Here is a 26,252-nt window from a genome sequence, read left to right as displayed (position 1 = left end):
GCACTGTCAGTGGTCGGTCGTACCGTAGTCACATGCGACCCGTGACCGATCTGCAGCGCACGGTGGCCCCTTTCGAGGTCATCTCCGAATACCAGCCGGCAGGCGACCAGCCGACGGCGATCGCCGACCTGACCGAACGCGTCCAGGCGGGCGAGAAGGACGTGGTGCTGCTCGGCGCCACGGGTACCGGCAAGTCGGCGACGACGGCCTGGCTCGTCGAGAAGCTGCAGCGACCGACCCTCGTCATGGCCCCGAACAAGACCCTGGCCGCGCAGCTCGCCACGGAGTTCCGGGAGCTGCTGCCGAACAACGCGGTCGAGTACTTCGTGTCGTACTACGACTACTACCAGCCCGAGGCGTACATCGCGCAGTCGGACACCTACATCGAGAAGGACTCCTCGATCAACGACGAGGTGGAGCGGCTGCGGCACTCCGCCACGTCGTCGCTGCTCACCCGGCGTGACGTCATCGTGGTGGCCTCGGTCTCGTGCATCTACGGCCTGGGCACGCCGCAGGAGTACGTGGACCGGATGGTCCGGCTCGACGTGGGCGACGTCGTGGAGCGTGACCAGCTGCTGCGCCAGTTCGTGACCATGCAGTACACGCGCAACGACATGTCGTTCACGCGGGGCACGTTCCGGGTGCGGGGGGACACCGTCGAGATCATCCCGGTGTACGAGGAGCTCGCGATCCGGATCGAGATGTTCGGCGACGAGATCGAGTCGATCCAGACGCTGCACCCGCTCACCGGCGACGTGGTGCGCACCGAGCAGTCGATCTACGTGTTCCCGGCCACGCACTACGTGGCGGGTCCCGAGCGCATGGAGCGCGCCATCGGCGGCATCGAGAAGGAGCTGGAGGAGCGCCTGGCCGAGCTGGAGAAGCAGGGCAAGCTCCTGGAGGCGCAGCGCCTGCGCATGCGCACCACCTACGACATCGAGATGATGCGCTCGATCGGCACGTGCAGCGGCATCGAGAACTACTCGATGCACATCGATGGCCGCGAACCCGGCACCGCGCCCAACACGCTGCTCGACTACTTCCCCGAGGACTTCGTGCTCGTCATCGACGAGTCCCACCAGACGGTGCCCCAGATCGGCGCCATGTACGAGGGCGACGCGTCCCGCAAGCGCGCGCTCGTCGACCACGGCTTCCGGCTGCCGAGCGCCATGGACAACCGCCCGCTGAAGTGGGAGGAGTTCACCGAGCGCATCGGGCAGACGGTGTACCTGTCGGCCACTCCGGGCGACTACGAGCGCTCGCTGTCCGACGGCGTCGTGGAGCAGGTGATCCGCCCCACCGGGCTGATCGACCCCGAGATCGTCGTGAAGCCGACGACCGGGCAGATCGACGACCTGCTCGGCGAGATCCGTGACCGGGTGGACCGGAACGAGCGCGTGCTGGTCACGACGCTGACCAAGAAGATGGCCGAGGACCTCACCGACTACTTCCTGGAACGCAACGTGCGGGTGCGCTACCTGCACTCCGACGTGGACACGCTGCGCCGCGTCGAGCTGCTGCGCGAGCTGCGGCTCGGCGAGTACGACGTGCTGGTGGGCATCAACCTGCTGCGCGAGGGCCTGGACCTGCCCGAGGTCTCCCTGGTGGCGATCCTCGACGCCGACAAGGAGGGCTTCCTGCGCTCGGGGCGGTCCCTCATCCAGACCATCGGCCGCGCGGCCCGTAACGTCTCCGGCCAGGTCCACATGTACGCGGACAAGATCACGCCGGCCATGCGCATGGCGATCGACGAGACCACCCGGCGCCGGGAGAAGCAGGTCGCCTACAACACCGAGCGCGGCCTGGACCCGCAGCCGCTGCGCAAGAAGATCGCGGACGTCACCGACATGCTCGCCCGTGAGGACCTGGACACCCAGGAGCTCCTGGCCGGCGGGTACCGGAACAACCGCAAGGCGAAGGGCGAGGGCCGGGCGGGCGCTCGGGTGCCGGGTTCGCCGAAGGAAGGCGCGACGTCGGGCAACCGGCTGGCCGGTGCCGCGGCCAGCGAGCTGGCCGAGCTCATCCAGGAGCTCACCGACCAGATGCATGCGGCGGCCGCGGAGCTGCAGTTCGAGGTGGCGGCCAGGCTGCGGGACGAGATCTCGGGGCTCAAGAAGGAGCTGCGGCAGATGCAGGCGGCGACGGCGTAGCTCCGTCCACGGCGAGATGGTGATCGCGGTCACCTGACGACTGTGGCTGTCGCGACACCGATCATCTACCGCCGTAACGTATGATTTCGCCTGGTCGGAGGGGAGTAGTCCTTCGTCATGGGGCCGTCATCACGGTCGGCGTCGGTGCCGGTCCGGTCACATGGGTCCAGCCTCGCGTGGAGCGGGGATGGGCGGGCGAGACTTCCGGTACCAATTGCTGCGTACCGGAGGTCTATATGGACGTGCCTGTCTGGGTCTGGGTTGCCACCGTCGGGGCGATCGTCGCGATGCTGGTGGTCGACTACCTCGGCCATGTGCGAACACCGCACGCACCGACGTTGCGTGAGTCGACGCGCTGGTCGGTGGGATATGTCGCCATCGCGTTGGCCTTCGGCGGCGTCGTGTGGGCTGTGTGGGGGCCGGTCTACGGCGGTGAGTACTTCGCGGGGTACATCACCGAGAAGAGCCTCTCGGTCGACAACCTGTTCGTGTTCGTGCTCATCATGGCGAGCTTTCGGGTGCCGAGGGCGTTCCAGCAGAAGGTCCTGCTGGTGGGCATCACCGTCGCGCTGGTGCTGCGCACCGTCTTCATCCTGGTCGGCGCTGCGCTCATCGAGAACTTCAGCTGGGTGTTCTACCTCTTCGGCCTGTTCCTGGTCTGGACGGCGATCAGCCAGATCCGGGCGGGTACCACGCAGGACGAGGAGTTCCACGAGAACGCGGTGCTGCGGCTGACCCGCCGCGTCCTGCCCACGTCGAACTCGTACGCGGGCGACCGGCTCACGACCCGTGTCGACGGCAAGCTGCTCATCACTCCGATGCTCATCGTGATGCTCGCCATCGGTAGCGCCGACATCCTCTTCGCGGTGGACTCGATCCCGGCGATCTTCGGCCTCACGCAGGAGACCTACCTGGTCTTCACCGCCAACGCGTTCTCGCTGCTGGGCCTGCGGCAGCTCTTCTTCTTGATCGACGGCCTCCTGGACCGCCTCGTGTACCTCAACTACGGGCTCGGGGTCATCCTGGCCTTCATCGGTGCGAAGCTCGTGATCCACGCGCTGCACACCAACGAGGTGCCGTTCATCAACGGTGGTGAGCACATCACCGCCATCCCGGAGATCAGCACGCCGGTGTCGCTCGGCGTCATCCTGGTCACTCTGACGGTCACCACCGTGGCGAGCCTCCTGCGCGACCGCGCCGTGAAGCGTGCCGAAGAGAAGGTGGACCAGCTCGGCTGATCCATCAGCCGGCGGTGTGGTTCCGGCCTGCCTCGCTCGCCATGGTCGTCATCGCACCTGCTCCCGGACCCGGTCGACGGACTGCCGACCAGGTCAGGGAGCAGGTGCGCGCAGGAGCCGGCCCCGGTCGGCGAGGTCCGCGTCAGACTTCGGTGTAGTCCAGCTGGATCGAGAAGATGTTCCGGTCTCCGGACCGGAGCGTCCCGGTGAACGCCCGGTCGTGCAGCTCCGGCTCGGAGGGTGCCGACGGTTCGACGTCCACGGTGCAGGTCTGACCCGCCGGGGCGAGGTGATCGGCCTGCAGCCGGTAGACGCCGGGCTGCCACCGGGCTCCGGGTCCTGCGGCCGCACCCAGGACGTGGTCGAAGAGCGCGAACGAGGCGTAGCCCGCGACGGACACGGGGAGCGCCGGGTAGCCGTCGAAGTGCCCCCGGCACATCGACGACTCCACGGCCAGCTTGGCCGTGCCGCTCCGGGCATCAGCGGCGACGTCGACGAGCGGGGCCGCCGCGCTGTACGGGTTGGCCGGCTCGGCCGCGTCGGGCTCCGCGGCGGTCCCCAGCAGACGGCGGAACACGGGCACCGACAGGACGAGGTACTCGAGGTCGAGCCGCGCCACGAGGTTCCCGCCGGCGTCGTGCAGCTCGGTCTCGGCGACCGCGCGGTTTCGGCCGTTCATGCGGGCGCTCGCGGTCCCGCGGAGCGTGCTCAGGGACCCGACGGGCGGGTACATCCGCCCGACGCCGCGGTGGGCGAGGTAGTAGTGCTGCCTGGTGCTCGGATTGGTCGTCGCGGCGGCGCAGAGGCCGAGGATGGCGAGGTGCCGCCCCGCCTCCGCCACGTTGATCAGGGTTGCCTGACGCCCGGTCGGCGTCTGGACCGGAACGGTGGCGCTGGCCAGCCCCGGAACGGGGCTGGCCAGCTCATCGAGCGCGTAGTACGGGGGCTTCACGCAGATGTGCGGGCCGATTTCCTCGTAGGCCACCGTGGTGCTGTCGACAGAGGTCATGCAGTGCCTCCCCGAACGTAGTCAGCCGTATTGGAACTGGCATCATGGGCGCCACGGAGCCCGCCACGCCATGCCCCGAACGTGACTTTTGCGTAAAACTATCTGCATGACCTGGTATGGGGTGAAGTTTCGCAGCCGCCTACTCGGCCAGCCCCCCGATGACCACGTCCCACTGGCGGACACCGCGCTCGGCGATGACGCCGCGCACGGTGAACGGGTCGGCATCAAGGATCGCCAGCGCGGCGTCCGCCGACCCGGCCTCGACGATGACGAGGGCTCCGGTCCCGCCGTCGACCGGGCCCGAGGCGCGGACGACGCCCTCTGCGTTGAGCCCGAGCAGGAATTCTCTGTGGCTGGGGCGGACCTCGTCACGGGTCGCCACGTCATCGGTATAGGTGTAGCTCACGGCATAGATGCTCATGGGCGTCAGCCTGCCATGACCGGTTAATTCTTGATGAAGTAGTTCGTCCCAGGGCGCTCGCACCGGCACACTCTGACCATGGATGCACGTGAGAACCACTACGACCTCGTCGTGATCGGCTCTGGCCCCGGTGGTCAGAAGGCCGCGATCGGCGCCGCCAAGCTAGGCAGGCGGGTGGCGGTCGTCGAGCGGCGCGACAACGTCGGCGGGGTGAGCCTCCACACCGGCACCATCCCGTCCAAGACCCTGCGCGAAGCAGCCCTCTACCTGACCGGGCTGCAGATGCGGGACGTGTACGGCTCCAGCTACCGGCTCAAGGAGCGCATCACCGTCCAGGACCTGCTCGCCCGCCTGCAGCACGTCATCGGGCGGGAGATCGAGGTCGTGCGCAACCAGCTTGCCCGCAACCAGGTCGAGACCGTGGTCGGCAGCGCCCGGTTCGCCGGGCCGCACGACATCGAGGTGACGGACGCCGAGGGCGACGTCGTCCGGCGCCTGAGCGCCGACAAGGTGGTCATCGGGGTAGGTACCCGGCCGGCGCGGCCCGCGAACATCGCGTTCGACGGCGTCCGCGTGGTCGACTCCGACGGCATCCTCGACATGAGCGAGGTGCCCCGGACCATGGTCGTGGTCGGTGCCGGCGTGATCGGCATCGAGTACGCGTCGGTCTTCGCCGCGCTCGGCACACGGGTCACCGTCGTCGAGGCGCGCGAGAAGATCCTCGACTTCTGCGACTCCGAGGTGGTCGAGGCGCTCAAGTTCCAGCTCCGCGACCTGTCGGTCACGTTCCGGCTGGGCGAGACCGTCGAGTCCGTGACGGCAGGCGCCGAGGGGACGATCACCGCGCTGGCCTCCGGAAAACGGATCCCGGCCGACTGCGTGCTCTACTCCGCCGGGCGCCAGGGCTCCACCGACGGCCTGGCGCTCGCCGCCGCAGGGCTCGAGGCGGACAAGCGCGGGCGGCTCCAGGTCGACAAGCAGTTCCGCACCACCGTCGAGCACATCTACGCCGTCGGCGACGTGATCGGGTTCCCGGCGCTCGCGGCGACCTCGCAGGAGCAGGGGCGGCTCGCGGCGTACCACGCGTTCGGCGAGCAGGTCTCGTCGGTGCTGGAGCTGCAGCCGATCGGGATCTACACGATCCCCGAGATCTCCTACTGCGGGGACACCGAGGGGCAGCTCACCACGGCTGGCGTGCCGTACGAGGTGGGGATCGCGCGCTACCGCGAGCTGGCGCGCGGGCAGATCGTCGGCGACTCCTACGGGATGCTCAAGCTGCTCGTCTCGACGGAGGACCGGAAGGTGCTGGGCGTCCACGTGTTCGGGACGGGCGCCACCGAGATCATCCACATCGGCCAGGCGATCATGACGACCGGCGGCACCGTCGACCACCTGGTGGACACGGTGTTCAACTACCCGACGCTCTCCGAGGCGTACAAGATCGCGGCGCTTGACGCGACCAACAAGATGCGTGACGTGCAGCGGTTCGGGATCTGACGGCTGCCGGTGCCGGTGCCGGCGTCCGCCCACCGCGAGGTGTGCGGACGCCGGCTCGCGTCTGTCGCGACGTGCCGACCGAACCTACTTGTCCCCGGCCACCGAGGACACCTCGGCGTCGGCGAGCGTCACGAGAGCCTGCGCGTGGAGCGCGTGCTGCCACTTGCCCAGGTCCTCGATCGTCTTGATCCTGAGCTCGGCGAGCATCTCGTCGTGCTTCGCCGTGAGGCCGAGCAGCGCCGAGGGCGGAGCCGCGAGGATCGCGGCGATGCTCTGGTCGTTGTAGGCCTTGTCGACGAGCTTGTTGAGGTTCAGGCTCACGTGCCTGCCTTTCGTTCGTGCGGTCGTGGAGCGGCCGGGCTTTTCACCTGGCCGAGGGAAGGATGTCGCTATCTAGAGCGATATGCAACATTTGCCCCGATTGCCGACTCGGCCGGGCGACCGGTGCGATGCAGGGCCGCATCCCGGCGTTCGCCAGGGCCCGGGCAACCGTGCGGCGCTGGTCGTGCACGCTCCGCATTGTTAACAGCGTGAGTCAGTTCACCCGTTCCCCTTGCAGCCTTGGACGTTCGTCCGGTTGACTTGCTCATCGTGGTGGTCTCGGAGATGTCGACCCGGCTGGCTGCCGCGGTCCGGGCCGCCCGCACAGCGGTACGCCGCGGCCCGCTCACCGATGCTCCGGACGGTCCGCCGCAGGACGCTGTCCGATGGCCGACCGCACTGCTCGACCCTGCACGGGCGGTCGTACCGTTCCTGGGTCGCGCGCAGGAGCTCGACGAGCTCGCTGCCTGGGCCCACGACGACGCCGCGATCCGGCTGCGGCTCGTCGTCGCGCCCGCCGGTTTCGGCAAGACCCGTCTGGCGCACGAGTTCGGCGGCAGGATGAGCAGGTCCGGCTGGACCGTCGTTCCCGTGCCGCGGGGCCGTGAGGCCGCGACCGTCCGTGCGCGACCGGAGGGCGACGTGCTCTTCGTCGTCGACAACGCGGCGACCCGGCTCGGCCTCGGTGCGATGCTCGACGCCGTGGGCCGCCCGGCCAAGGGCCGTACCCGTGTCCTGCTGCTCGCCCGGGTCGCTGGGGAGTGGCTGCGCCGCCTGCGCTGGGGTTCGACGCTATGGGCACGGATCGATCGCGACGACGCGACGCAGACCGCCCTGGACCTGCCGCTGGCGCCCGGACTGCCGGACGACGTCGTGCTGGATGCGGCGGTGGCGGCGTTCGCCGAGCGCTTCGGTGTCGAGAGTCCCGGAGTGGCCGCCGTGCGCGCGCCGGAGCCGGCCGGTGCCACCCGCGTGGTCGACCTGCACGCGGCCGCCGCGCTGGCCGCGCTCGACGCGGCGGGGACGCCCGTCCCGGCGACCGAGCCCAACCCGGTGCGCGCGCTGCTCGAGGTCGCGGCGAGCTCCTGGGCCTGGTCGGCGCGAGAGGCGGGGCTCGACCTGACCATCGACGAGGTCCAGGACGTGGTGGCGGCGGCGTGCCTGCTCGGCGCTGACGACGCCGTGAGCGCTCGGGACGTGCTGCGCCGGGTCGTCCCGGGGCTGCCCGGCCGCGCGGGGGCACGCTGGCTGCTCGGGCTGCAGGGTTCCGTGGTGGGGCTCGGCACGAGTGCGGCAGGGCACGACCGCATCGGCGACCTGCTCGTCGTCGACCGGCTCGGCCGCTCGGTCGCCCTGGTCGGCTCGTGCACGTGGGGCCTGTCCCGGAAGACGGCGCTGCGGGTGGTGCGCGTCGCCCGCCGCCTGGAGGTCGAGCTGGGGGAGGAGCCAGGGGCGGCCGCGCTGGCGAGCGAGCTGCTCCGCCGCGCCGCCGACTCCTGCGGCGACGACCCGCGCGCCCTGCGGACGATGATCCTGCTCAAGCAGCGCAGCCTTCTCGGTGGTACCGCTGACGACGTCCACAGGGGCCAGCAGGCCGTCACGGTCGCGCGGGACGCGGTGGGCCGGGCAGAGGCGCTGCTCGACCTCGGCGCCGCGCTGAAGGAGTCGGGCCGGCTGGCGGAGGCGCTCGACACCCTGGACGGCGCCGTCGCCGCGTGGCGTCGCCTCGCGGCAGGGGACCTCGACCGGTACCGCACGGGACTGATCGACGCGATCAACGCGCTGAGCTCCGCCCACTGGGGGGCTGGCCTGACCCAGGAGGCGCTGACCCTGCAGCTCGAGTCGCTCGAGCTGTGCCGGGCGGCTCCGGAGCGCGACGTGGGCTGGGTGGAGCCCGAGCTGGCCCGCACGCTGATCAGCCTGACCGTCAGCCTGGTCGAGACCGGCCACCCCCAGGAGCACGAGGCGCGGAACGCCGAGGTCGTCCCGATCCTGCGGACCCTCGTGGCCCGCGACCCGCGACAGTGGGGCGCCGCGCTGGCGCAGACGCTGTCCAACCGGGCGGTGACGCTGACCGAGATCCGCCCCGAGGAGGCCCTGCCCTGTGCGGAGGAGGCAGTGGAGCTCAGCCGCAGGCTCGTGCTGCAGGCCGCCCAGCGGCAACGGCCGCAGCTCGGGTTCGCGCTGACGAACCTCGGTAACGCCTACGCCGCGCTGGGCCGGGACAGGGAGGCGATCGGGCCGCTCGACGAGGCCGTCGCCCTTCGGCGCGAGCTCTCCCGCGAGAACCCTGTGGCACACACCTGGACGCTGGCCTACAGCCTCGCGTCGCTCGGTGCCGTGCGTTCCCGGCTCGGCGACCTGGGCGAGGCGATAGCCATCGAGCGGGAGGCGGTGCTCCTCCGCCGTCGGCTCGTCCGCGAGAACCCGACCCGCTATCGCCGGATGCTGGCGGCCTCCCTCTCGAACCTGGCGGTCACGCACTCCCGCTCCGGCGAGCCGGAGGAGGCGCTGCCCCTGGAGCAGGAGGCGGTGGCGATCCGGCGCGGCCTCGTGGAGGAGGGCCGGCCCGGCGAGGAGTACCTGGCGCGCTCGCTGTCCAACCTGGGGGTGCTCTTCTCGGAGCTGGGCCGGGCCGCCGACGCCGTCGCGCCCACCCAGGAGGCCGTCGCCCAGCTACGGCTGCTGGCCACGAGAGACCCGGACCGCTTCGAGCCAGGCCTGGCCGACGCGCTGCTGAACCTCGGGGCAGCCCTCATCGACGCGGGGCGTTCGGAGGAGGGCATCGAGCCGACGGCCGAGGCCGTGCGCGTGCGCAGGGACCTGGCGCGCCGGAGCCCTGATCTCCACCTGCCGGGTCTGGCGGCCGCGCTGTCGAACATGGTCTCCGTCCACCTCGACCTGGAGACGTTCGACACGGCCGCGGAGTACGCGCAGGAGGTCGTGGACGTGCGGCGCCGGCTCGTCGACGGGTCGTACGCCCACGAGCAGGACCTCCTGCGCGCCCTCGACCTGCAGACCCGCGTGCGGCGGGCCGGAGTGGCCGGTGGCCGCGCCGTGCGCTGACTCCAGCGGGGGTGTGACGAGTCTGCCAGGATCGTTCATAGAACAGGCGTGCGAATGTCGGTCAGGCGCCCTAGGATGCCTGTGTGAGCAATCGTCTCGTCGTCTCGGGAGCCCGAGAGCACAACCTCAAGAACGTCTCTCTGGACCTGCCCAGGGACCGGCTCATCGTTTTCACGGGGCTGTCGGGCTCCGGTAAGTCGTCGCTCGCGTTCGACACGATCTTCGCCGAGGGCCAGCGCCGGTACGTCGAGTCCCTGTCCGCGTACGCGCGCCAGTTCCTGGGTCAGATGGACAAGCCGGACGTCGACTTCATCGAGGGTCTGTCGCCCGCTGTGTCGATCGACCAGAAGTCGACAAACCGCAACCCTCGTTCCACGGTCGGCACCATCACCGAGGTCTACGACTACCTGCGCCTGCTCTTCGCGCGCGCGGGCACCCAGTACTGCCCGGTGTGCGGCGAGAAGGTGCAGTCGCAGACGCCGCAGCAGATCGTGGACCAGATCCTCGAGCTGCCCGAGAACACGCGGTACCAGGTGCTGGCACCCGTGGTGCGCGGCCGCAAGGGCGAGTACGCGGACCTGTTCAAGGAGCTGCAGGCCAAGGGCTTCTCGCGTGCCCGGGTCGACGGCGAGGTCGTGCAGCTGACCGACCCGCCCACGCTGGAGAAGAAGCTGAAGCACGACATCGAGGTGGTCGTGGACCGGCTCGTGGCGCGCGACGGCGTGCAGCGCCGGCTGACGGACTCCGTCGAGACCGCGCTGACCCTGGCGAACGGCCTCGTGATGATCGAGCTCGTGGACGCAGACGTCGACGACCTGACGCGCACCCGCAAGTTCTCCGAGAAGCGGGCCTGCCCGAACGAGCACACCCTCGCGCTCGACGAGATCGAGCCGCGGACGTTCTCGTTCAACGCGCCCTACGGCGCGTGCCCTGAGTGCACGGGCATCGGCTTCCGGCTGGAGGTCGACCCCGAGCTCATCGTGCCGGACGACGAGCAGACGCTGCGCGGCGGCGCCGTCGCCCCGTGGTCGCAGACGTCGTCGGAGTACTTCGAGCGTGTGCTCACCGCGCTCGCGGAGGAGATGAAGTTCTCCATGGACGTGCCGTGGCGGGCCCTGCCCGAGCGCGCCCGTGAGGCGATCCTGCACGGGCGCGACCACAAGGTGCACGTCAAGTACAAGAACCGGTGGGGCCGCGAACGGCAGTACTCGACCGGGTTCGAGGGTGCCGTGACGTTCCTGGAGCGTCGCCACCGCGAGACCGACTCCGACCTGTCCAAGGACAAGTACGAGGCCTACATGCGTGAGGTGCCGTGCCCCACGTGCGGCGGTGCGCGGCTCAAGCCGGAGGTGCTCGCGGTCAAGGTGGACGGGCTGTCCATCGCCGACGTCAGCCGCCTGCCGGTGGGCGAGGCCGCCGAGTTCCTCAAGGGCATCGTGCTCGGGGTACGCGAGGCGCAGATCGCCACCGAGGTCCTCAAGGAGATCCACGCGAGGCTCGGCTTCCTGCTCGACGTCGGTCTGCACTACCTCACGCTGGAGCGCCCCGCCGGCACCCTGTCCGGCGGCGAGGCCCAGCGCATCCGGCTCGCCACCCAGATCGGTTCCGGGCTGGTCGGCGTGCTGTACGTGCTGGACGAGCCGTCCATCGGGCTGCACCAGCGGGACAACCGCCGCCTGATCGACACGCTCACCCGCCTGCGGGACCTCGGCAACACGCTGATCGTCGTCGAGCACGACGAGGACACGATCCGCGCGGCCGACTGGATCGTCGACATCGGCCCGGGCGCTGGCGAGCACGGCGGAGACGTCATCCACTCCGGTGACTACGCGGGCCTGCTGGAGAAGAAGGACTCGCTCACGGGCGCGTACCTCGCCGGGCGGCGCTCGATCCCGGTCCCGGCCGAGCGGCGGGCGATCGACCACGACCGGCAGGTCACGGTGATCGGCGCGCACGAGAACAACCTGCGCGACGTCGACGTGTCGTTCCCGCTCGGGGTGCTGACCGTCGTGTCGGGGGTCTCCGGCTCGGGCAAGTCCACGCTCGTGAACTCGATCCTCTACACGGTCATGGCGAACCAGCTCAACGGCGCCCGCCGGGTGGCCGGGCGGCACCGCCGCGTGACGGGTCTGGACGAGCTCGACAAGGTGGTCCACGTCGACCAGGGGCCGATCGGCCGCACACCGCGCTCTAATCCCGCCACGTACACCGGCGTCTGGGACCGCATCCGCAAGATCTTCGCGGAGACCGAGGAGGCCAAGGTCCGCGGCTACGGGCCGGGCCGGTTCTCGTTCAACGTCAAGGGCGGGCGCTGCGAGGCGTGCGCGGGTGACGGCACCATCAAGATCGAGATGAACTTCCTGCCGGACGTCTACGTGCCGTGCGAGGTCTGCCACGGGGCGCGGTACAACCGCGAGACGCTCGAGGTGCACTTCAAGGGCAAGACGGTCGCCGACGTGCTCGACATGCCGATCGAGGAGGCCGCGGAGTTCTTCAAGGCGTTCCCCGCGATCTCGCGTCACCTGTCCACGCTGGTCGACGTCGGCCTCGGCTACGTGCGGCTCGGGCAGCCCGCGCCCACGCTCTCCGGAGGCGAGGCGCAGCGCGTCAAGCTGGCGGCGGAGCTGCAGAAGCGTTCGTCGGGCCGTTCGGCCTACGTGCTGGACGAGCCGACCACCGGCCTGCACTTCGAGGACGTCAGGCGCCTGCTGGGCGTCCTGCAGTCGCTGGCGGACAAGGGCAACACCGTCATCGTGATCGAGCACAACCTCGACGTCATCAAGAACGCCGACTGGGTCATCGACATGGGTCCGGAGGGCGGCAGCGGCGGCGGTAACGTCGTGGCGGAGGGCACGCCGGAGGCGGTGGCGGCCGTTCCGGAGAGCCACACCGGCACGTACCTCGCGGAGATCCTCGACGGGCACGCGCGAGCGGGGGAGGTTCCGGTGCTCTCGCCGGCGAAAGGGTCGGCGAAGCGCAAGCCGGTGGCCAAGCGGACCGCGAAGGCCAAGGCGGGCGCAACGGCCTGAGACACCTCGCGCGCGACCGGCTGCCGCCCCGGCCGATCGGTAGGCCGATGTCCACCGATCGGCTGACCGGATCTCCACCGATCGGTGGGCCCGGCGGCCGATCCGCGGCGGCCCGCCCGGCGCGACGCTGGGTGCATGAGCACACTGGCCGCGCCCCGCCTGGCGTACGTGGACAACCTCCGTCTCTGGCTGACCGTTCTCGTGGTGCTGCACCACGCGGCCGTCGTCTACAGCCCGCTTCCCGTATGGCCGTATCACGAACCGGGCCGCGGCCCGACCTCGGTCCTGCTCCTCCTGTTCCTCGTCCTGAACCAGATGTGGTTCATGAGCGCTTTCTTCGCGATCTCGGGCCTGTTCGCCCCCGGGTCGATCGACCGCAAGGGTGCGCGCGCGTTCTCCCTGGACCGGCTGCGTCGTCTGGGGATCCCGCTGCTGGTGTTCCTGGTCCTGCTGAACCCGCTGATGAACCTGCACGACTACCCCTCGGCCGGCGCCGGGACGTCACCGCTGCACTGGTGGGCGGACATCGCGACCCCGCAGTACATGTGGTTCGTCCAGACGCTCCTGGTCATGTCCCTGGTCTACGCCGGGTGGCGGCACCTGCGTCGCGGCCGGCCCGCTGCTCCCGTCGTTGGGCAGGGCCTGCCCCGGCCGAGGACGTTCCTTGCCTTCGCGGCGGGCCTGACCGCGGCGGTCTGGCTCTGGCGCATCATGGTGCCGACCGAGACCACCTGGCCCGTGGTGGGCCTGCCGACACCCGACCACCTGCCGCTGTACGTGACGTTCTTCTGGCTCGGCACGCTGGCGCTGCGCCGGGGGTGGCTGGAGGCGCTCACGATGCGGGCCGCCTGGACGGGTGCGGCCGCCGCCGTGGCCGGCGTCGCGGTGTACCTGGCGGTGGTGATCACCTCGCCGGACACCTTCGCCGGCGGAGGGTCGTGGCAGTCGCTGGTGGCCGTCGCGGCGACGGTCGCCATGGCGCTCGGGCTCACCGCCGCTGCGCTCGTCCTGTTCCGCACCTGGTTCGCTGCGCAGGTCCCACCGCTGCGCTTCCTTGCCGACAACGCCTACGCCGTGTACTTCGTCCACGGGCCGGTGCTCGTGCTGCTCGCCCTGGTCCTCGCCCCGATGGACGCGCCGGCCGTCGCGAAGTTCGCCCTCCTGGCGGTCACGGCGCTCCCCGTGTGCTGGGCCGTCGCACGGGCGGTGCGCGCCATCCCGGGCGCACGGCGGGTGCTCTGAACCCGCCGCCTGTCACGATGTACCACGACGGGAAGGAGAGGGATCCGGTGGACGACGACGAGACACCCCGACGCTGGTCCGCGCGCCAGTGGCGCGCCGACCTGCACGGGCAGGACGTCTGGCTGCGGTTCGAGGCGTTCCTGGTGGCCCTGCCCTGGATCCTGCTGCTCGTCCCCCTGCTCCTCAGCCTCGTCGCACCGGGCCCAGGGACCTACGGCCCGGCCGCCCGGATGGTGCAGCTCGCGCTCGTCGCGCTCGCCGGCGGGTGGATCTTCGCCGGCCACACCCGGCACGACCCGCTCGCCCGCGGCAGGGTGGTGACCGTCGTCTACCTGGCCGGCCTGCTGGCGCTCGCCGCGGTGCTCGCGACGCTCGACGACTACTTCGTGATCTTCGTGATCGCCGGCTTCTTCCACGCCTACTACCTGGCCCACCACCCGCGCTCGTGGGCGGCGGTCACCGCAGGGGTGCTCGCCACGTCGCTCGTCATCAACCTCGTGACGATCAGCCCGGAAGCGACGCTCCGGTCGATCGGCATGCTCGTGCTGATCGTCATCGTGCAGACCGTCGCGATCTCGGGCGGCTACGTCCTCTCGGTCAGGGGCATGGAGCAGCAGCGCGAGCAGCAGCGCTCGGTCACCCGACTGGAGCTGGCGCTCGCCGAGAACGAGAGGCTGCACACCCGGCTCGTGGAGCGGGCGCGCGAGGCGGGCGTGGCGGACGAGCGCCGTCGTCTGGCCGGCGAGATCCACGACACGCTGGCGCAGGGCCTGACCGGGATCGTCACCCAGGTGCAGGCCGCACAGCGCGTGTGGCACGACCCGGACCGGGCGCGTCCGCACGTCGACCGGGCGCTCGACCTGGCACGGGACTCGCTGGCCGAGGCGCGCCGTTCCGTGCGGTCCATGCACCCGGGTGAGCTGGTGAGCTCCCGGCTCCCGGAGGCCCTGGCCGACCTGACCCGGCGCTGGGCGACGGACCACGACGTGGTCTGCTCCTGCGACGTCACCGGCGACGCCGTTCCGCTGCCGCCCGCAGCGGAGGTCGCGCTGTTCCGTGCGGCCCAGGAGTCCCTGACCAACGTCGCCCGGCACGCGGCCGCGAGCCGGGTGGGGGTGACTCTCAGCTACCTGGACGACACCGTCCTGCTCGACGTCCGGGACGACGGCTCGGGCTTCTCGCCGGACGCGACCACACCGAGCTTCGGCCTGACGGCCATGCGGGAGCGGCTCGCGGGCGTCGGCGGGACCCTCGTCGTGGAGAGCCTCCCCGGCGAGGGGGCCGCCGTCAGCGCGAGCGTCCCGACCGGCGAGGCCGCCCCTGCGGGCACCGTGGTCCCGGCCGATGGGCCGGGCTCCGAGGCCACCGCGGGGGCGGCCGGGGCCGGGCAGGGGCGCGCATGAGCGCACAGGACGGCTCCGCCGTGGAGCGCCCGATCCGGCTCCTGATCGCCGACGACCACCCGGTGGTGCGCAACGGGTTGCGCGGCGCGTTCGCCGACGACCCGGGCATCACCGTGGTCGGCGAGGTGCCCGACGGGCGGCAGGCCGTCGCCCGGGCGGTGCGGGGCGATGTCGACGTGGTGCTCATGGACCTCCGGATGCCTGTGCTGGGCGGGGTGGAGGCGACGGCGGAGCTGCGCGAGCGCGCACCGGACGTCCGGGTCCTGGTCCTGACCACGTTCGACGGCGAGGCGGACGTGCTGCCCGCTGTCGCGGCGGGTGCCACGGGCTACCTCCTCAAGGACGCGGGCACGGACGAGCTGGCCGCCGCCGTCCGGGCGGCGCAGCGCGGCGAGGCGATCCTCGCCCCTGCGGCGGCCGGCCATCTCATGGGCCAGGTGCGCCGTCCGCCGCCCGCGCTCCTGACCGCGCGCGAGCTCGAGGTGCTCGCGCTGGTAGCCGACGGCGCGTCCAACCGCGAGGCGGCCCGCCGCCTGTTCATCAGCGAGGCGAGCATCAAGACGCACCTCCTGCACGTCTACGGGAAGCTCGCGGTGCGCGACCGTGCGGCCGCCGTCGGAGAGGCGTACCGGCGGGGACTCCTCCCCGCCACGCCACCGGGAGCGGCGCTGTGATCCCGACCACGTGGTCCCGACCACCAGCCGCTACGCTGACCCCATGAGCGGAGCCACGCATGACTACGCCGTGACGGTGCGGTGGACGGGCGCGGGGGACACGGGTACGTCGTCGTACGCCGCGTTCTCACGGGACCACGAGATCGACCTGCCGCACAAGCCGCCCCTGCTCGGGTCGTCCGACCCGGCCTTCCGGGGGGACCCGGCACGCAACAGCCCGGAAGAGCTGTTCGTCGCGAGCCTGAGCCAGTGCCACATGTTGTGGTTCCTGCACCTCGCGGCGGAGTCGGGCCTGGTCGTGCGCGAGTACCGCGACTCGGCGACCGGCACCATGCGGGTCGAGGCCCGCGGCGAGGGCGCGTTCACCGACGTGACGCTGCACCCGAAGGTCGTGGCGGACGCGGGTGAGCTCGCCACCGACGAGCATGTCGCGGCCCTGCACCACAAGGCGCACGCGATGTGCTTCATCGCGCGGTCGGTGAACTTCCCTGTGCACGTCTCGCCCACGCCGCTCTCCGTCTCGGGCTGACCCGGAGCCGGTCGCTGGGCCGCTCCCACGTGTCAGTGGCAGCGCATAGGTTGGGGGCATGGCGGATCCAGCTACCTATCGACCCAAGGCGGGAGAGATCCCGACCGCGCCCGGTGTCTACCGGTTCCGCGACGAGCACGGCCGCGTGATCTACGTGGGCAAGGCGAAGAACCTGCGCCAGCGTCTGGCGAGCTACTTCCAGGACGTCGCGAACCTGCACGAGCGCACCCGCCGGATGGTGACCACGGCGGCGTCCGTCGAGTGGACGGTCGTGGGCACGGAGGTCGAGGCGCTCGCGCTGGAGTTCACCTGGATCCAGCAGTACGACCCGCGGTTCAACGTGAAGTACCGGGACGACAAGTCGTACCCGTACCTCGCGGTGACCCTGGGGGAGGAGGTGCCGCGTGCCCAGGTGATGCGGGGGGCGAAGCGCAAGGGCACCCGCTACTTCGGCCCGTACGGGCACGCCTGGGCCATCCGGGAGACGCTCGACCTCCTGCTGCGCGTCTTCCCGATCCGGACGTGCTCGGCCGGCGTCTACAAGCGGGCGGGCCAGTCGGGCCGGCCCTGCCTGCTCGGGTACATCGACAAGTGCTCGGCGCCGTGCGTCGGCCGCATCAGCGTCGACGACCACCGTGAGCTCGTCCTGGACTTCTGTGACTTCATGGCGGGCGACACGGCCAAGTTCGAGCGTCGGCTCACCCAGCGCATGCGGGAGGCGGCCGCGGAGATGGAGTACGAGCAGGCGGCCCGCCTGCGCGACGACATCGAGGCCCTGCGACGTGCCACGGAGAAGAACGCGGTGGTCCTCGGCGACGCCACGGACGCCGACGTGTTCGCCCTCGTGGGTGACGAGCTCGAGGCCGCCGTCCAGGTGTTCCACGTCCGCGGGGGCCGCATCCGCGGCCAGCGCGGCTGGATCGTCGAGAAGGTCGAGGACATCACTGACGGCGAGCTCGTGGAGCACCTGCTGCAGCAGGTCTACGGGGCCGCCGACGAGGTGGACGGGGCCGAGGCCCGCGACGCGGTGCCTCGCGAGGTCCTCGTGCCGGTACTGCCGCCCGACCTGGAGCAGGTCGGCACCTGGCTCAGCGGGCTGCGCGGTGCACGCGTCGACGTGCGCGTGCCGCAGCGCGGCGACAAGAAGGAGCTCGCTGCCACCGTCCGCAAGAACGCCGAGCACGCGCTCATGGTGCACCGCTCGCGCCGCGCGGGTGACCTGACGACCCGCAGCCAGGCCCTGGCGGAGATCCAGGAGGCGCTCGACCTGGAGTCGGCGCCCCTGCGCATCGAGTGCTACGACATCTCGCACACGCAGGGCACCTACCAGTCGGCCTCCATGGTGGTCTTCGAGGACGGGCTGCCCCGCAAGAGCGAGTACCGCTCGTTCGGCATCCGCGGTTCGGACGGCGACGGCGCCCGCGACGACACGCAGGCCATGCACGAGGTCATCACGCGCCGCTTCAAGCGCTACCTCGCCGACCGGCTCAGGTCCAACGACGTCGAGATGGCCGCGGAGCTGTCCGGCGGCGAGGTGGCCGCTGACGCCTCCGAGGAGAAGGCGCGGTTCGCCTACCCGCCGAGCCTCGTGGTGGTCGACGGCGGCCCGCCCCAGGTCGCCGCCGCGAAGAAGGCGCTGGACGAGCTGGGCATCACCGACGTCGCGCTCTGCGGCCTGGCCAAGCGCCTGGAGGAGGTCTGGGTGCCCGGCGACGACTACCCGGTGATCCTGCAGCGCTCCAGCGAGGGCCTGTACCTGCTGCAGCGCGTCCGCGACGAGGCGCACCGGTTCGCGATCACGCAGCACCGCAGACGGCGCAGCAAGGGCATGACCGCCTCCGTGCTCGACGACGTCCCAGGGCTCGGGCCGGCGCGCCGCAAGGTGCTGCTGACCCACTTCGGCTCGGTCAAACGGCTCAAGGCCGCCAGCGTCGAGGAGATCGCCAGCGTGCGCGGCATGGGGGACAAGACGGCGGAGGCGGTGGTTGCCGCCCTCAAGGGCTGACGCTGGCATGCTTGGGTCCATGAGCAACACCGAGCCGTCACCCATCACCGCACCCGACGGTATCGCCGAGGTCGAGGCAGCCACGCACGGCCCCGACCGGAGCGAGCCGCAGGTCCTGGTGATCACCGGAATGTCGGGCGCCGGCCGGTCGCGAGCGGCGGCCGTGCTGGAGGACCTCGACTGGTACGTGGTCGACAACCTGCCCCCGATGATGCTGGTGCCCCTGGTCGACCTCATGGCCAAGGGGTCGAGCATCGAGCGCGTCGCGGTCGTCGTGGACGTGCGCGGCCGGGAGTTCTTCGCGGAGCTGGACAAGGTGCTCGTGCACATGACGGAGGCCGGCGTGGCCTACCGGATCCTGTTCCTCGACGCGAGCGACGAGGTCCTGGTGCGCCGCTTCGAGCAGGTGCGCCGCCCGCACCCGCTGCAGGGCGACGGCCGGATCCTCGACGGCATCGCCGAGGAGCGGTCGGTGGTCGCCACGCTGGCTGCTCGGGCCGACCTGCGTGTCGACACCTCCGACCTGTCCGTGCACGACCTCGCCCGGGAGATCCGGGCGTGGCTGGCGCACGACATCAACGAGGTGCTGCGGGTCAACGTCATCTCGTTCGGGTTCAAGTACGGCATACCCCTGGACGCGGACCACGTGGTGGACGTACGGTTCCTGGCCAACCCGTACTGGATCACCGAGCTCCGGCACCTGACGGGTCGGGACCAGCCGGTGCGCGACTACGTGCTCGCGCGCCCCGGAGCCGTCGAGTTCATCGACCGCTACGTCGACGCCCTGGCACCGGTGCTCGCCGGCTACCTCAACGAGGAGAAGCGTTACGTGACCATCGCTGTGGGATGCACGGGCGGAAAGCACCGGTCCGTCGCCATCTCGGAAGCCATCGCCGAACGACTCCGCGCCCGCGGGCAGCTCGTCTCCGTCTCGGCACGGGACCTGGGCCGCGAATGATCCCGCACGCCCCCGGGGTACCTGACGTCCCCGCGCCGGAGTGGAGCAAGAACCCGTCCGTGGTCGCGCTGGGCGGAGGCCACGGGCTGTCCGCCAGCCTGTCCGCGCTGCGTCTCATGTCGGACCGCCTGACGGCAGTCGTGACGGTGGCCGACGACGGCGGCTCGTCCGGCCGCCTGCGCGACGAGCTCGGCGTGCTGCCCCCCGGCGACCTCCGGATGGCGCTCGCGGCCCTGTGCGACGACTCCGAGTGGGGCCGCACCTGGAGCGCGATGCTGCAGCACCGCTTCTCGTCGTCGGGCGAGCTGGACAACCACGCGATGGGCAACCTGCTGATCGTGGCGCTCTGGGAGCTGCTCGGTGACGAGGTGGAGGGCCTGGACTGGGTCGGCCGCCTGCTCGGCGCCCGGGGCCGGGTGCTGCCCATGGCGTCGGTCCCGCTGGTGGTCGAGGCGGACGTCCGGCACCCCGCCTCGCCGGCGGAGCCCGAGCCGGCCCTTGAGACCGTTGTCGGCCAGAGCCGCGTGGCCGTCACCGAGGGCCGGATCGAGCAGCTTCGCCTGCTCCCGGCCGACCCGCCCGCCTCGCCGGAGGCGGTGCAGGCAGTGCTCGACGCCGACTGGGTGGTCCTTGGCCCAGGGTCCTGGTACTCCTCGGTGCTCGTCCACCTGCTGGTGCCCGCGCTCGCCGACGCCCTGCACGCCACCAAGGCCCGCCGCTGCGTGACGCTGAACCTGTCGGCGGAGAACGGCGAGACGGCGGGCCTCACCGCCGTCGACCACCTGGAGGCGCTGCACAAGCACGCGCCCGGCCTGCGGATCGACGCAGTGCTGGCCGACCCGTCCGCCGTGGAGGATGTCGCGGCGCTGGAGGCCGCCGCCGCGTCCATGGGCGCGCGCGTGATCATGCGCCAGGTCCGGCGCGGCGACGACACCGCCAAGCACGACGGGCTGCGGCTGGCCGCCGCCTACCGCGACGTGTTCGAGGGCGTCTACGGCGACGTCTGACCCTGTCGCTCGCCGGGACGGCCGGGGAGAGGGCGTCGCGACGAGGTGCTTTTCCGTGATTCGTCGGCGCGTGTGACGCAACTGTCAGCCCCTGTCAGGCGACACGCCGGGACAATTCGCCCGAGCGTCCGCGATTCCACCCGGATGGTCGGCGCGTGACCATGGCAGTATGACGCCCATGGCGCTCACGGGACAGGTCAAGGAGGAGCTCGCGCGGGTGCGGGTGGCGAAGACGTCCTGCCGTAAGGCAGAGGTCTCCGCGACGCTGCGGTTCTCGGGCGGGCTCCACATCATCTCCGGTCGGGTAGTGATCGAGGCGGAGCTCGACACCGAGGCGGCGGCGACCCGGCTGCGACATGCCATCCACGATCTGTACGGGCACACGAGCGAGCTCATCGTCGTCCAGGCCGGCGGCCTGCGGAAGAGCTCGCGGTTCGTGGTGCGGGTGGTGCGGGAGGGCGAGTCGCTCGCCCGCCAGACCGGCCTCCTCGACCCACGCGGCCGTCCCGTGCGCGGCCTGGCCCCTGAGGTCGTGTCGGCGGGCGTGCAGGAGGCCGAGGCCGTGTGGCGTGGCGCGTTCCTCGCGCACGGCTCCCTGACGGAACCGGGCCGGTCCATGGCGCTCGAGGTGACCAGCCCCGGGCCAGAGGCCGCGCTCGCGCTGGTCGGCGCCGCACGCCGCCTGGGTGTGCCGGCCAAGTCCCGCGAGGTGCGCGGCATCGACCGTGTGGTGATCCGCGACGGCGACTCCATCGGGCGCATGCTGGAACGGATCGGCGCACCGGAGACGCTCAAGGTGTGGGAGGAACGTCGGGAACGTCGCGAGGTGCGCGGCACGGCCAACCGCCTCGCGAACTTCGACGACGCGAACCTGCGCCGTTCCGCGCGGGCCGCCGTGGCGGCGGGGGCCAGGGTCCAGCGGGCCTTCGAGATCCTGGGCGACGAGCTGCCCGAGCACCTGCGCCAGGCGGGCGAGCTCCGCCTCGCGCACAAGCAGGCCTCGCTCGAGGAGCTGGGTCGCCTGGCCGAGCCGCAGCTCTCCAAGGACGCCGTGGCGGGCCGGATCCGCCGGCTGCTGTCGACGGCGGACAAGCGCGCCCTCGAGCTCGGCATCCCCGACACCGAGGCAGGACTGCCGGCGGACCTGCTCGACCTCTGAGCCGTGACCGCCGAGCCGTGACCGCCGAACCCTGACCGCAGAGCCTTGACCGCCCGATCCGTCCTGTGAGAACGAACAGAACCCTGAGTCCCACGCTGTCTCGGCTCGGGTCACGGTTCGGCCGGGTTCGGGTATAGGCTCGAAATCGTCAGGTGACGACGCCGTGACCATCGCGTTTCCCGTACGGGTCGTCGCGAGGTCGCGGCGCGCGGACTACCCGGCAACGCACTGTGCCGTCGACCATCGACGCCAGTGGCGACAGATACAAGGAAACGTGTGCGCCGGGACGGCCGGCGCCCCCTGAGGAGGGCATTGTGACCATCCGCGTCGGCATCAACGGCTTCGGCCGTATCGGCAGGAACTTCTACCGGGCTCTCGTCGAGTCAGGTGCAGACATCGAGGTCGTGGGCGTCAACGACCTGACCGACAACAAGACTCTCGCGCACCTGCTCAAGTACGACACGACGCTGGGCCGCCTCGGCAAGACCGTCGACTTCGACGACGACAACATCATCGTGGACGGCAAGAAGATCCGCGCGCTCGCCGAGCGCGACCCCGCGAACCTCCCCTGGGGCGAGCTGGGCGCGGACATCGTCATCGAGTCGACGGGCTTCTTCACGGACGCCACCAAGGCGAAGGCGCACATCGACGCCGGCGCCAAGAAGGTCATCATCTCGGCCCCGGCCAAGAACGAGGACGCCACCTTCGTGATGGGCGTCAACAACGAGCTGTACGACCCGGCGGCGCACCACATCATCTCGAACGCGTCGTGCACCACCAACTGCCTCGCCCCGCTGGCCAAGGCACTGAACGACTCGATCGGCATCGAGCGTGGCCTGATGACCACGATCCACGCCTACACGGGTGACCAGAACCTGCAGGACGGCCCGCACAAGGACCTGCGCCGCGCCCGCGCGGCCGCGCAGAACATCGTCCCCACCACGACGGGTGCCGCCAAGGCCGTCGCGCTGGTGCTCCCGGAGCTCAAGGGCAAGCTCGACGGCTACGCGCTGCGCGTGCCCATCCTGACCGGCTCGGCCACCGACCTCACGTTCGAGACGTCGAAGGACGTGACGGCCGAGGAGGTCAACGCCGCGGTCAAGGCCGCTGCCGAGGGCCCGCTCAAGGGTGTGCTGGAGTACGTGGAGGACGAGATCGTCTCCTCGGACATCGTGACGAACCCGCACCAGAGCATCTTCGACTCGAAGCTCACCAAGGTGATCGGCAACCAGGTCAAGGTCGTCTCCTGGTACGACAACGAGTGGGGCTACTCGAACAGCCTCGTCAACCTCACCGTGTTCGTCGGCGAGAAGCTCTGACGGCTTTTCTCCCAGCGTGATCCTCGACGTCCGCGTGCGCATCGGCCAGCCGGCGCACGCGGACGTCGTCATGTCACGGAACCCGACTGGCGAAAATCCTGACTGCCGGAACCTCAACCTGGAGAGCTCATGAAGACCATCGACTCCCTCGGCGACCTGCGCGGCAAGCGCGTCCTGGTCCGCTCAGACTTCAACGTCCCCCTCTCTGCGGAGGGCGGCACGACCGTCATCACCGACGACGGCCGCATCCGCGCCGCCCTGCCGACACTGAAGCGGCTGGCCGACGCCGGTGCGCGCGTCGTCGTGCTGGCGCACCTCGGCCGCCCCAAGGGCACGCCGGACCCCCAGTACTCCCTCGCGCCCGTCGCCGCCCGTCTGGGTGAGCTGCTGGGCCAGGAGGTGCCGCTCGCCGAGGACCTCGTGGGTCCGTCGGCGAAGGCAACGGTCGACGCCCTGGCCGACGGTCAGGTCGCACTCCTGGAGAACGTCCGCTTCGACGCGCGCGAGACCTCGAAGGTCGACGCGGAGCGCGCCGAGCTCGCCGGTGAGCTGGCCCAGCTCGCGGACGCGTTCGTCTCCGACGGCTTCGGCGTGGTGCACCGCAAGCAGGCGTCGGTGTACGACGTCGCGCAGGTGCTGCCCGCGGCGGCCGGCGACCTGGTCCGATCCGAGGTCGAGTCGCTGTCGAAGGCGACCGGTGACCCGGAGCGCCCCTACGCCGTCGTGCTCGGCGGCTCCAAGGTGTCCGACAAGCTGGGCGTCATCGCGAACCTGCTGACCAAGGCGGACCGGCTGCTCATCGGCGGCGGCATGGTCTTCACGTTCCTCGCGGCCAAGGGCCTGTCGGTGGGCAACAGCCTGCTGGAGGACGACCAGATCGAGGCCGTCAAGGGGTACATCGACACCGCGGAGAAGAACGGCGTCGAGATCGTGCTGCCCGTCGACATCGTCGCGGCCGACTCGTTCGCTGCCGACGCGCCCCACCAGGTCGTCGCAGCGGACGCCATCCCGGACGGCACCATGGGCCTCGACATCGGCCCGGAGTCCGGCAAGCTGTTCGCCGAGAAGCTGGCCGACGCGAAGACCATCGCGTGGAACGGCCCCATGGGCGTCTTCGAGTTCGAGGCGTTCGCGGCAGGCACCACGGCGGTCGCGCAGGGCATCATCGACGCGACGTCGGACGGTGCGTTCTCCATCGTGGGCGGCGGCGACTCGGCAGCGGCCGTGCGCGCGCTCGGCTTCGACGAGGCCGGGTTCAGCCACATCTCGACCGGCGGCGGCGCGAGCCTCGAGCTGCTGGAGGGCAAGGAGCTCCCTGGCCTCACCGTCCTCGCCGGCTGAGCCGGCAGGCAAGCGCCGGCTGAGCCGGCAGACAAGCGCCGGCTGAGCCGACCCAGCCGACCGATCAGTCGTACCTCTGAGAGAAGGAAGAAACACGTGGCAACCACTCGCACGCCGCTGATGGCGGGCAACTGGAAGATGAACCTGGATCACCAGCAGGCGATCAGCACGGTCCAGAAGCTGTCCTGGTCCCTGAAGGACGCCAAGCACGACTACACCGCTGTCGAGGTGGCGGTGCTGCCGCCGTTCACCGACCTGCGGTCGGTGCAGACGCTCGTGGACGGGGACAAGCTGGAGCTCGTCTACGGCGCCCAGGACATCTCGAAGCACGAGTCCGGCGCGTACACCGGTGAGGTCTCCGGGGCGATGCTCGCGAAGCTGGGCTGCACCTACGTGGCGATCGGGCACTCCGAGCGCCGTGAGCACCACGACGAGTCCGACGCGCTCGTCAACGAGAAGGTGCGGGTGGCCTTCGCGCACGGCCTGACGCCGATCCTGTGCGTCGGCGAGGGCCTGGAGGTCCGCAAGGCTGGCGACCAGGTCTCGCACACGCTCGCGCAGGTCGAGGCGGCGCTGGCGGACGTGTCGGCCGAGCAGGTGGCGAACGTCGTCATCGCCTACGAGCCCGTGTGGGCCATCGGCACCGGCGAGGTTGCCACCCCCGAGGACGCGCAGGAGGTCTGTGGTGCGATCCGCGGGGTCCTCGGCAAGCTGTACGACCAGACCGTCGCCGACGGCGTGCGCGTCCTGTACGGCGGCTCGGTGAAGTCGGGCAACGTCGCGCAGATCATGGCGCAGCCCGACGTCGACGGGGCGCTCGTCGGCGGGGCCAGCCTGGACCCCGAGGAGTTCGCGAAGATCGCGCGCTACCAGTCGCACGTCACCGCCTGACCCTCGCTCGTGCTGTGAGCGTGATCGTCGCGCCCGGAACGGGCGGGTAGCAGCAACGATCGCGCTCACAGCCAAGGCGGCGGACATTTCGGTGTCCGAGACCGTCCCGCAATCTCCCTGATGTACTCTCGCTCGGGCGTGATGTTCCTGGTGCGGCTCCTGTTCACGGCCCTGCAAGCCCGTGAACAGGAGGTTCGCACTGTGAGGTACGTCTCGCTTACTCTTGACCGATCCGCCGCCGGGACACGCCCGGCACACCTACAACCGAGGACGTGAACCCGTGGACGCGCTCCGCATCATCCTGGAAGTCCTGCTGGTCCTGACCAGCGGCTTCCTCACCATGCTCATCCTGCTCCACAAGGGCAAGGGTGGCGGGCTGTCCGACATGTTCGGTGGCGGTATCTCGATGGGCGCCGGTTCCTCCGGCGTGGCCGAGCGGAACCTCAATCGCATCACCATCGCCTTCGCCCTCGTGTGGGTAGTGGTGATCGTCCTGCTCGGGCTCATCCAGAAGGTCAGCTGACCCGGTCGCCAAGCGCCTAGCAGCTGACGGCCGCACACAGAGGGGACGACAGACGTGGCATCAGGTGGTCATGCGATTCGGGGGAGCCGGGTAGGCGCCGGCCCTCTCGGGGAGACGGAGCGCGGCGACACAGCCCCGCGCATCCGAGTTTCTTACTGGTGTGCCAACGGGCACGAGACGGCACCGACCTTCTCGGTGGGCGAGGACGTGGAGGCCCCCACGCAGTGGGACTGCCCGCGTTGTGGCTTCCCTGCGGGGATGGACCCGGTCAATCCGCCGGCTCCCGTGCGGAACGAGCCGTACAAGACGCACCTCGCCTACGTGAAGGAGCGCCGCTCCGAGGAGGACGGCGCCGCCCTCCTGGAGGAGGCGCTGGAAGCACTGCGTACCCGCCGCGGCGGACGCGTAGCACGCTAAGGTTTTTTGCAGCGGCGAAGCAGAGCGCCTGCCCTGGTCTGTCGACCGGGACA

At 70.7% G+C, this 26,252-nt stretch carries 21 protein-coding genes; 18 read left to right on the top strand and 3 right to left on the bottom strand.

What is annotated here, in order from left to right; genetic code table 11:
- Positions 1–32: 32 nt before the first annotated feature.
- Together uvrB and APR04_RS23515 are read left to right on the top strand one after the other, a co-directional pair.
- Entirely contained in the window at positions 33–2,150 is a 2,118-nt protein-coding gene (gene uvrB / locus APR04_RS23520) for an excinuclease ABC subunit UvrB (RefSeq protein WP_253875032.1), read from the top strand.
- Positions 2,151–2,386: 236 nt separating this feature from the next.
- Positions 2,387–3,388, top strand: coding sequence for a TerC family protein (locus APR04_RS23515; RefSeq protein ID WP_253875030.1), 1,002 nt, complete (start codon positions 2,387–2,389; stop codon positions 3,386–3,388).
- A 142-nt stretch (positions 3,389–3,530) separates the two neighbouring features.
- On the opposite strand, the gene APR04_RS23510 is transcribed toward APR04_RS23515, so the two are convergent.
- Together APR04_RS23510 and APR04_RS23505 are read right to left on the bottom strand one after the other, a co-directional pair.
- The gene (locus APR04_RS23510; RefSeq protein ID WP_253875028.1) at positions 3,531–4,397 is read right to left on the bottom strand and encodes a hypothetical protein; all 867 of its coding nucleotides are present in this window, start codon (positions 4,395–4,397) and stop codon (positions 3,531–3,533) included.
- Between the two features lie 139 nt (positions 4,398–4,536).
- Positions 4,537–4,818: a YciI family protein gene (locus APR04_RS23505; RefSeq protein WP_253875026.1), complete on the bottom strand. Its 282-nt coding sequence runs from the start codon at positions 4,816–4,818 to the stop codon at positions 4,537–4,539.
- A 78-nt stretch (positions 4,819–4,896) separates the two neighbouring features.
- On the opposite strand from APR04_RS23505, the gene sthA reads away from it, so the two are divergent.
- On the top strand, positions 4,897–6,315 hold the full coding sequence (gene sthA, locus APR04_RS23500) for a Si-specific NAD(P)(+) transhydrogenase (protein WP_253875024.1): 1,419 nt from the start codon (positions 4,897–4,899) through the stop codon (positions 6,313–6,315).
- A gap of 84 nt (positions 6,316–6,399) precedes the next feature.
- On the opposite strand, the gene APR04_RS23495 is transcribed toward sthA, so the two are convergent.
- Positions 6,400–6,636, bottom strand: a complete 237-nt coding sequence (locus APR04_RS23495) for a hypothetical protein (protein WP_253875022.1) — start codon at positions 6,634–6,636, stop codon at positions 6,400–6,402.
- A gap of 285 nt (positions 6,637–6,921) precedes the next feature.
- Between APR04_RS23495 and APR04_RS23490 the strand changes: the two genes are divergently transcribed.
- From APR04_RS23490 to APR04_RS23420, 15 genes are all read left to right on the top strand, one after another.
- On the top strand, positions 6,922–9,702 hold the full coding sequence (locus APR04_RS23490) for a tetratricopeptide repeat protein (RefSeq protein WP_253875020.1): 2,781 nt from the start codon (positions 6,922–6,924) through the stop codon (positions 9,700–9,702).
- 83 nt (positions 9,703–9,785) lie between these two features.
- Entirely contained in the window at positions 9,786–12,731 is a 2,946-nt protein-coding gene (gene uvrA / locus APR04_RS23485) for an excinuclease ABC subunit UvrA (protein WP_253875018.1), read from the top strand.
- A gap of 135 nt (positions 12,732–12,866) precedes the next feature.
- On the top strand, positions 12,867–13,973 hold the full coding sequence (locus APR04_RS23480) for an acyltransferase family protein (protein ID WP_253875016.1): 1,107 nt from the start codon (positions 12,867–12,869) through the stop codon (positions 13,971–13,973).
- Positions 13,974–14,020: 47 nt separating this feature from the next.
- Positions 14,021–15,376, top strand: a complete 1,356-nt coding sequence (locus APR04_RS31135) for a sensor histidine kinase (RefSeq protein ID WP_253875014.1) — start codon at positions 14,021–14,023, stop codon at positions 15,374–15,376.
- A complete protein-coding gene (locus tag APR04_RS23470; RefSeq protein ID WP_253875011.1) occupies positions 15,373–16,050 on the top strand; it encodes a response regulator in 678 nt (225 codons plus the stop codon). Before APR04_RS31135 ends, APR04_RS23470 begins: the two co-directional genes overlap by 4 nt.
- A gap of 43 nt (positions 16,051–16,093) precedes the next feature.
- Entirely contained in the window at positions 16,094–16,579 is a 486-nt protein-coding gene (locus APR04_RS23465) for an OsmC family protein (RefSeq protein WP_253875009.1), read from the top strand.
- Between the two features lie 58 nt (positions 16,580–16,637).
- Entirely contained in the window at positions 16,638–18,584 is a 1,947-nt protein-coding gene (gene uvrC, locus APR04_RS23460; protein WP_253875007.1) for an excinuclease ABC subunit UvrC, read from the top strand.
- 19 nt (positions 18,585–18,603) lie between these two features.
- Positions 18,604–19,542, top strand: a complete 939-nt coding sequence (rapZ, locus tag APR04_RS23455) for an RNase adapter RapZ (protein ID WP_253875005.1) — start codon at positions 18,604–18,606, stop codon at positions 19,540–19,542.
- Positions 19,539–20,549: a gluconeogenesis factor YvcK family protein gene (locus APR04_RS23450; protein WP_253875003.1), complete on the top strand. Its 1,011-nt coding sequence runs from the start codon at positions 19,539–19,541 to the stop codon at positions 20,547–20,549. The genes rapZ and APR04_RS23450 overlap by 4 nt, the downstream gene beginning before the upstream one ends.
- A 178-nt stretch (positions 20,550–20,727) precedes the next feature.
- Positions 20,728–21,708 carry a DNA-binding protein WhiA gene (gene whiA, locus APR04_RS23445; RefSeq protein WP_253875000.1) on the top strand — a complete coding sequence of 327 codons (981 nt, stop codon included), beginning with the start codon at positions 20,728–20,730 and terminating at the stop codon, positions 21,706–21,708.
- A gap of 314 nt (positions 21,709–22,022) precedes the next feature.
- Complete coding sequence (gap, locus tag APR04_RS23440) at positions 22,023–23,027, top strand: type I glyceraldehyde-3-phosphate dehydrogenase (protein WP_253874998.1); 1,005 nt, start codon at positions 22,023–22,025, stop codon at positions 23,025–23,027.
- A 129-nt stretch (positions 23,028–23,156) separates the two neighbouring features.
- Complete coding sequence (locus tag APR04_RS23435) at positions 23,157–24,368, top strand: phosphoglycerate kinase (protein WP_253874996.1); 1,212 nt, start codon at positions 23,157–23,159, stop codon at positions 24,366–24,368.
- A gap of 120 nt (positions 24,369–24,488) precedes the next feature.
- A complete protein-coding gene (gene tpiA / locus APR04_RS23430) occupies positions 24,489–25,259 on the top strand; it encodes a triose-phosphate isomerase (protein WP_253875099.1) in 771 nt (256 codons plus the stop codon).
- 280 nt (positions 25,260–25,539) lie between these two features.
- The gene (gene secG / locus APR04_RS23425) at positions 25,540–25,782 is read left to right on the top strand and encodes a preprotein translocase subunit SecG (protein ID WP_253874994.1); all 243 of its coding nucleotides are present in this window, start codon (positions 25,540–25,542) and stop codon (positions 25,780–25,782) included.
- A 54-nt stretch (positions 25,783–25,836) separates the two neighbouring features.
- On the top strand, positions 25,837–26,199 hold the full coding sequence (locus tag APR04_RS23420) for an RNA polymerase-binding protein RbpA (protein WP_253874992.1): 363 nt from the start codon (positions 25,837–25,839) through the stop codon (positions 26,197–26,199).
- The last annotated feature ends 53 nt before the right edge of the window (positions 26,200–26,252 follow it).

It is taken from the genome of Promicromonospora umidemergens (assembly GCF_024171995.1).
Lineage (GTDB): Bacteria > Actinomycetota > Actinomycetes > Actinomycetales > Cellulomonadaceae > Promicromonospora > Promicromonospora umidemergens.
Note: the sequence above shows the minus strand (reverse complement) of the source record. Positions and strands in the feature narration are given on the sequence as shown.

Coding starts and splice junctions, on each gene's coding strand:
- uvrB (WP_253875032.1), top strand. CDS start 33: ATGCGACCCGTGACCGATCTGCAGCGCACGGTGGCCCCTTTCGAGGTC.
- APR04_RS23515 (WP_253875030.1), top strand. CDS start 2,387: ATGGACGTGCCTGTCTGGGTCTGGGTTGCCACCGTCGGGGCGATCGTC.
- APR04_RS23510 (WP_253875028.1), bottom strand. CDS start 4,397: ATGACCTCTGTCGACAGCACCACGGTGGCCTACGAGGAAATCGGCCCG.
- APR04_RS23505 (WP_253875026.1), bottom strand. CDS start 4,818: ATGAGCATCTATGCCGTGAGCTACACCTATACCGATGACGTGGCGACC.
- sthA (WP_253875024.1), top strand. CDS start 4,897: ATGGATGCACGTGAGAACCACTACGACCTCGTCGTGATCGGCTCTGGC.
- APR04_RS23490 (WP_253875020.1), top strand. CDS start 6,922: ATGTCGACCCGGCTGGCTGCCGCGGTCCGGGCCGCCCGCACAGCGGTA.
- APR04_RS23480 (WP_253875016.1), top strand. CDS start 12,867: ATGAGCACACTGGCCGCGCCCCGCCTGGCGTACGTGGACAACCTCCGT.
- APR04_RS23470 (WP_253875011.1), top strand. CDS start 15,373: ATGAGCGCACAGGACGGCTCCGCCGTGGAGCGCCCGATCCGGCTCCTG.
- APR04_RS23465 (WP_253875009.1), top strand. CDS start 16,094: ATGAGCGGAGCCACGCATGACTACGCCGTGACGGTGCGGTGGACGGGC.
- uvrC (WP_253875007.1), top strand. CDS start 16,638: ATGGCGGATCCAGCTACCTATCGACCCAAGGCGGGAGAGATCCCGACC.
- rapZ (WP_253875005.1), top strand. CDS start 18,604: ATGAGCAACACCGAGCCGTCACCCATCACCGCACCCGACGGTATCGCC.
- APR04_RS23450 (WP_253875003.1), top strand. CDS start 19,539: ATGATCCCGCACGCCCCCGGGGTACCTGACGTCCCCGCGCCGGAGTGG.
- whiA (WP_253875000.1), top strand. CDS start 20,728: ATGGCGCTCACGGGACAGGTCAAGGAGGAGCTCGCGCGGGTGCGGGTG.
- APR04_RS23435 (WP_253874996.1), top strand. CDS start 23,157: ATGAAGACCATCGACTCCCTCGGCGACCTGCGCGGCAAGCGCGTCCTG.
- tpiA (WP_253875099.1), top strand. CDS start 24,489: ATGGCGGGCAACTGGAAGATGAACCTGGATCACCAGCAGGCGATCAGC.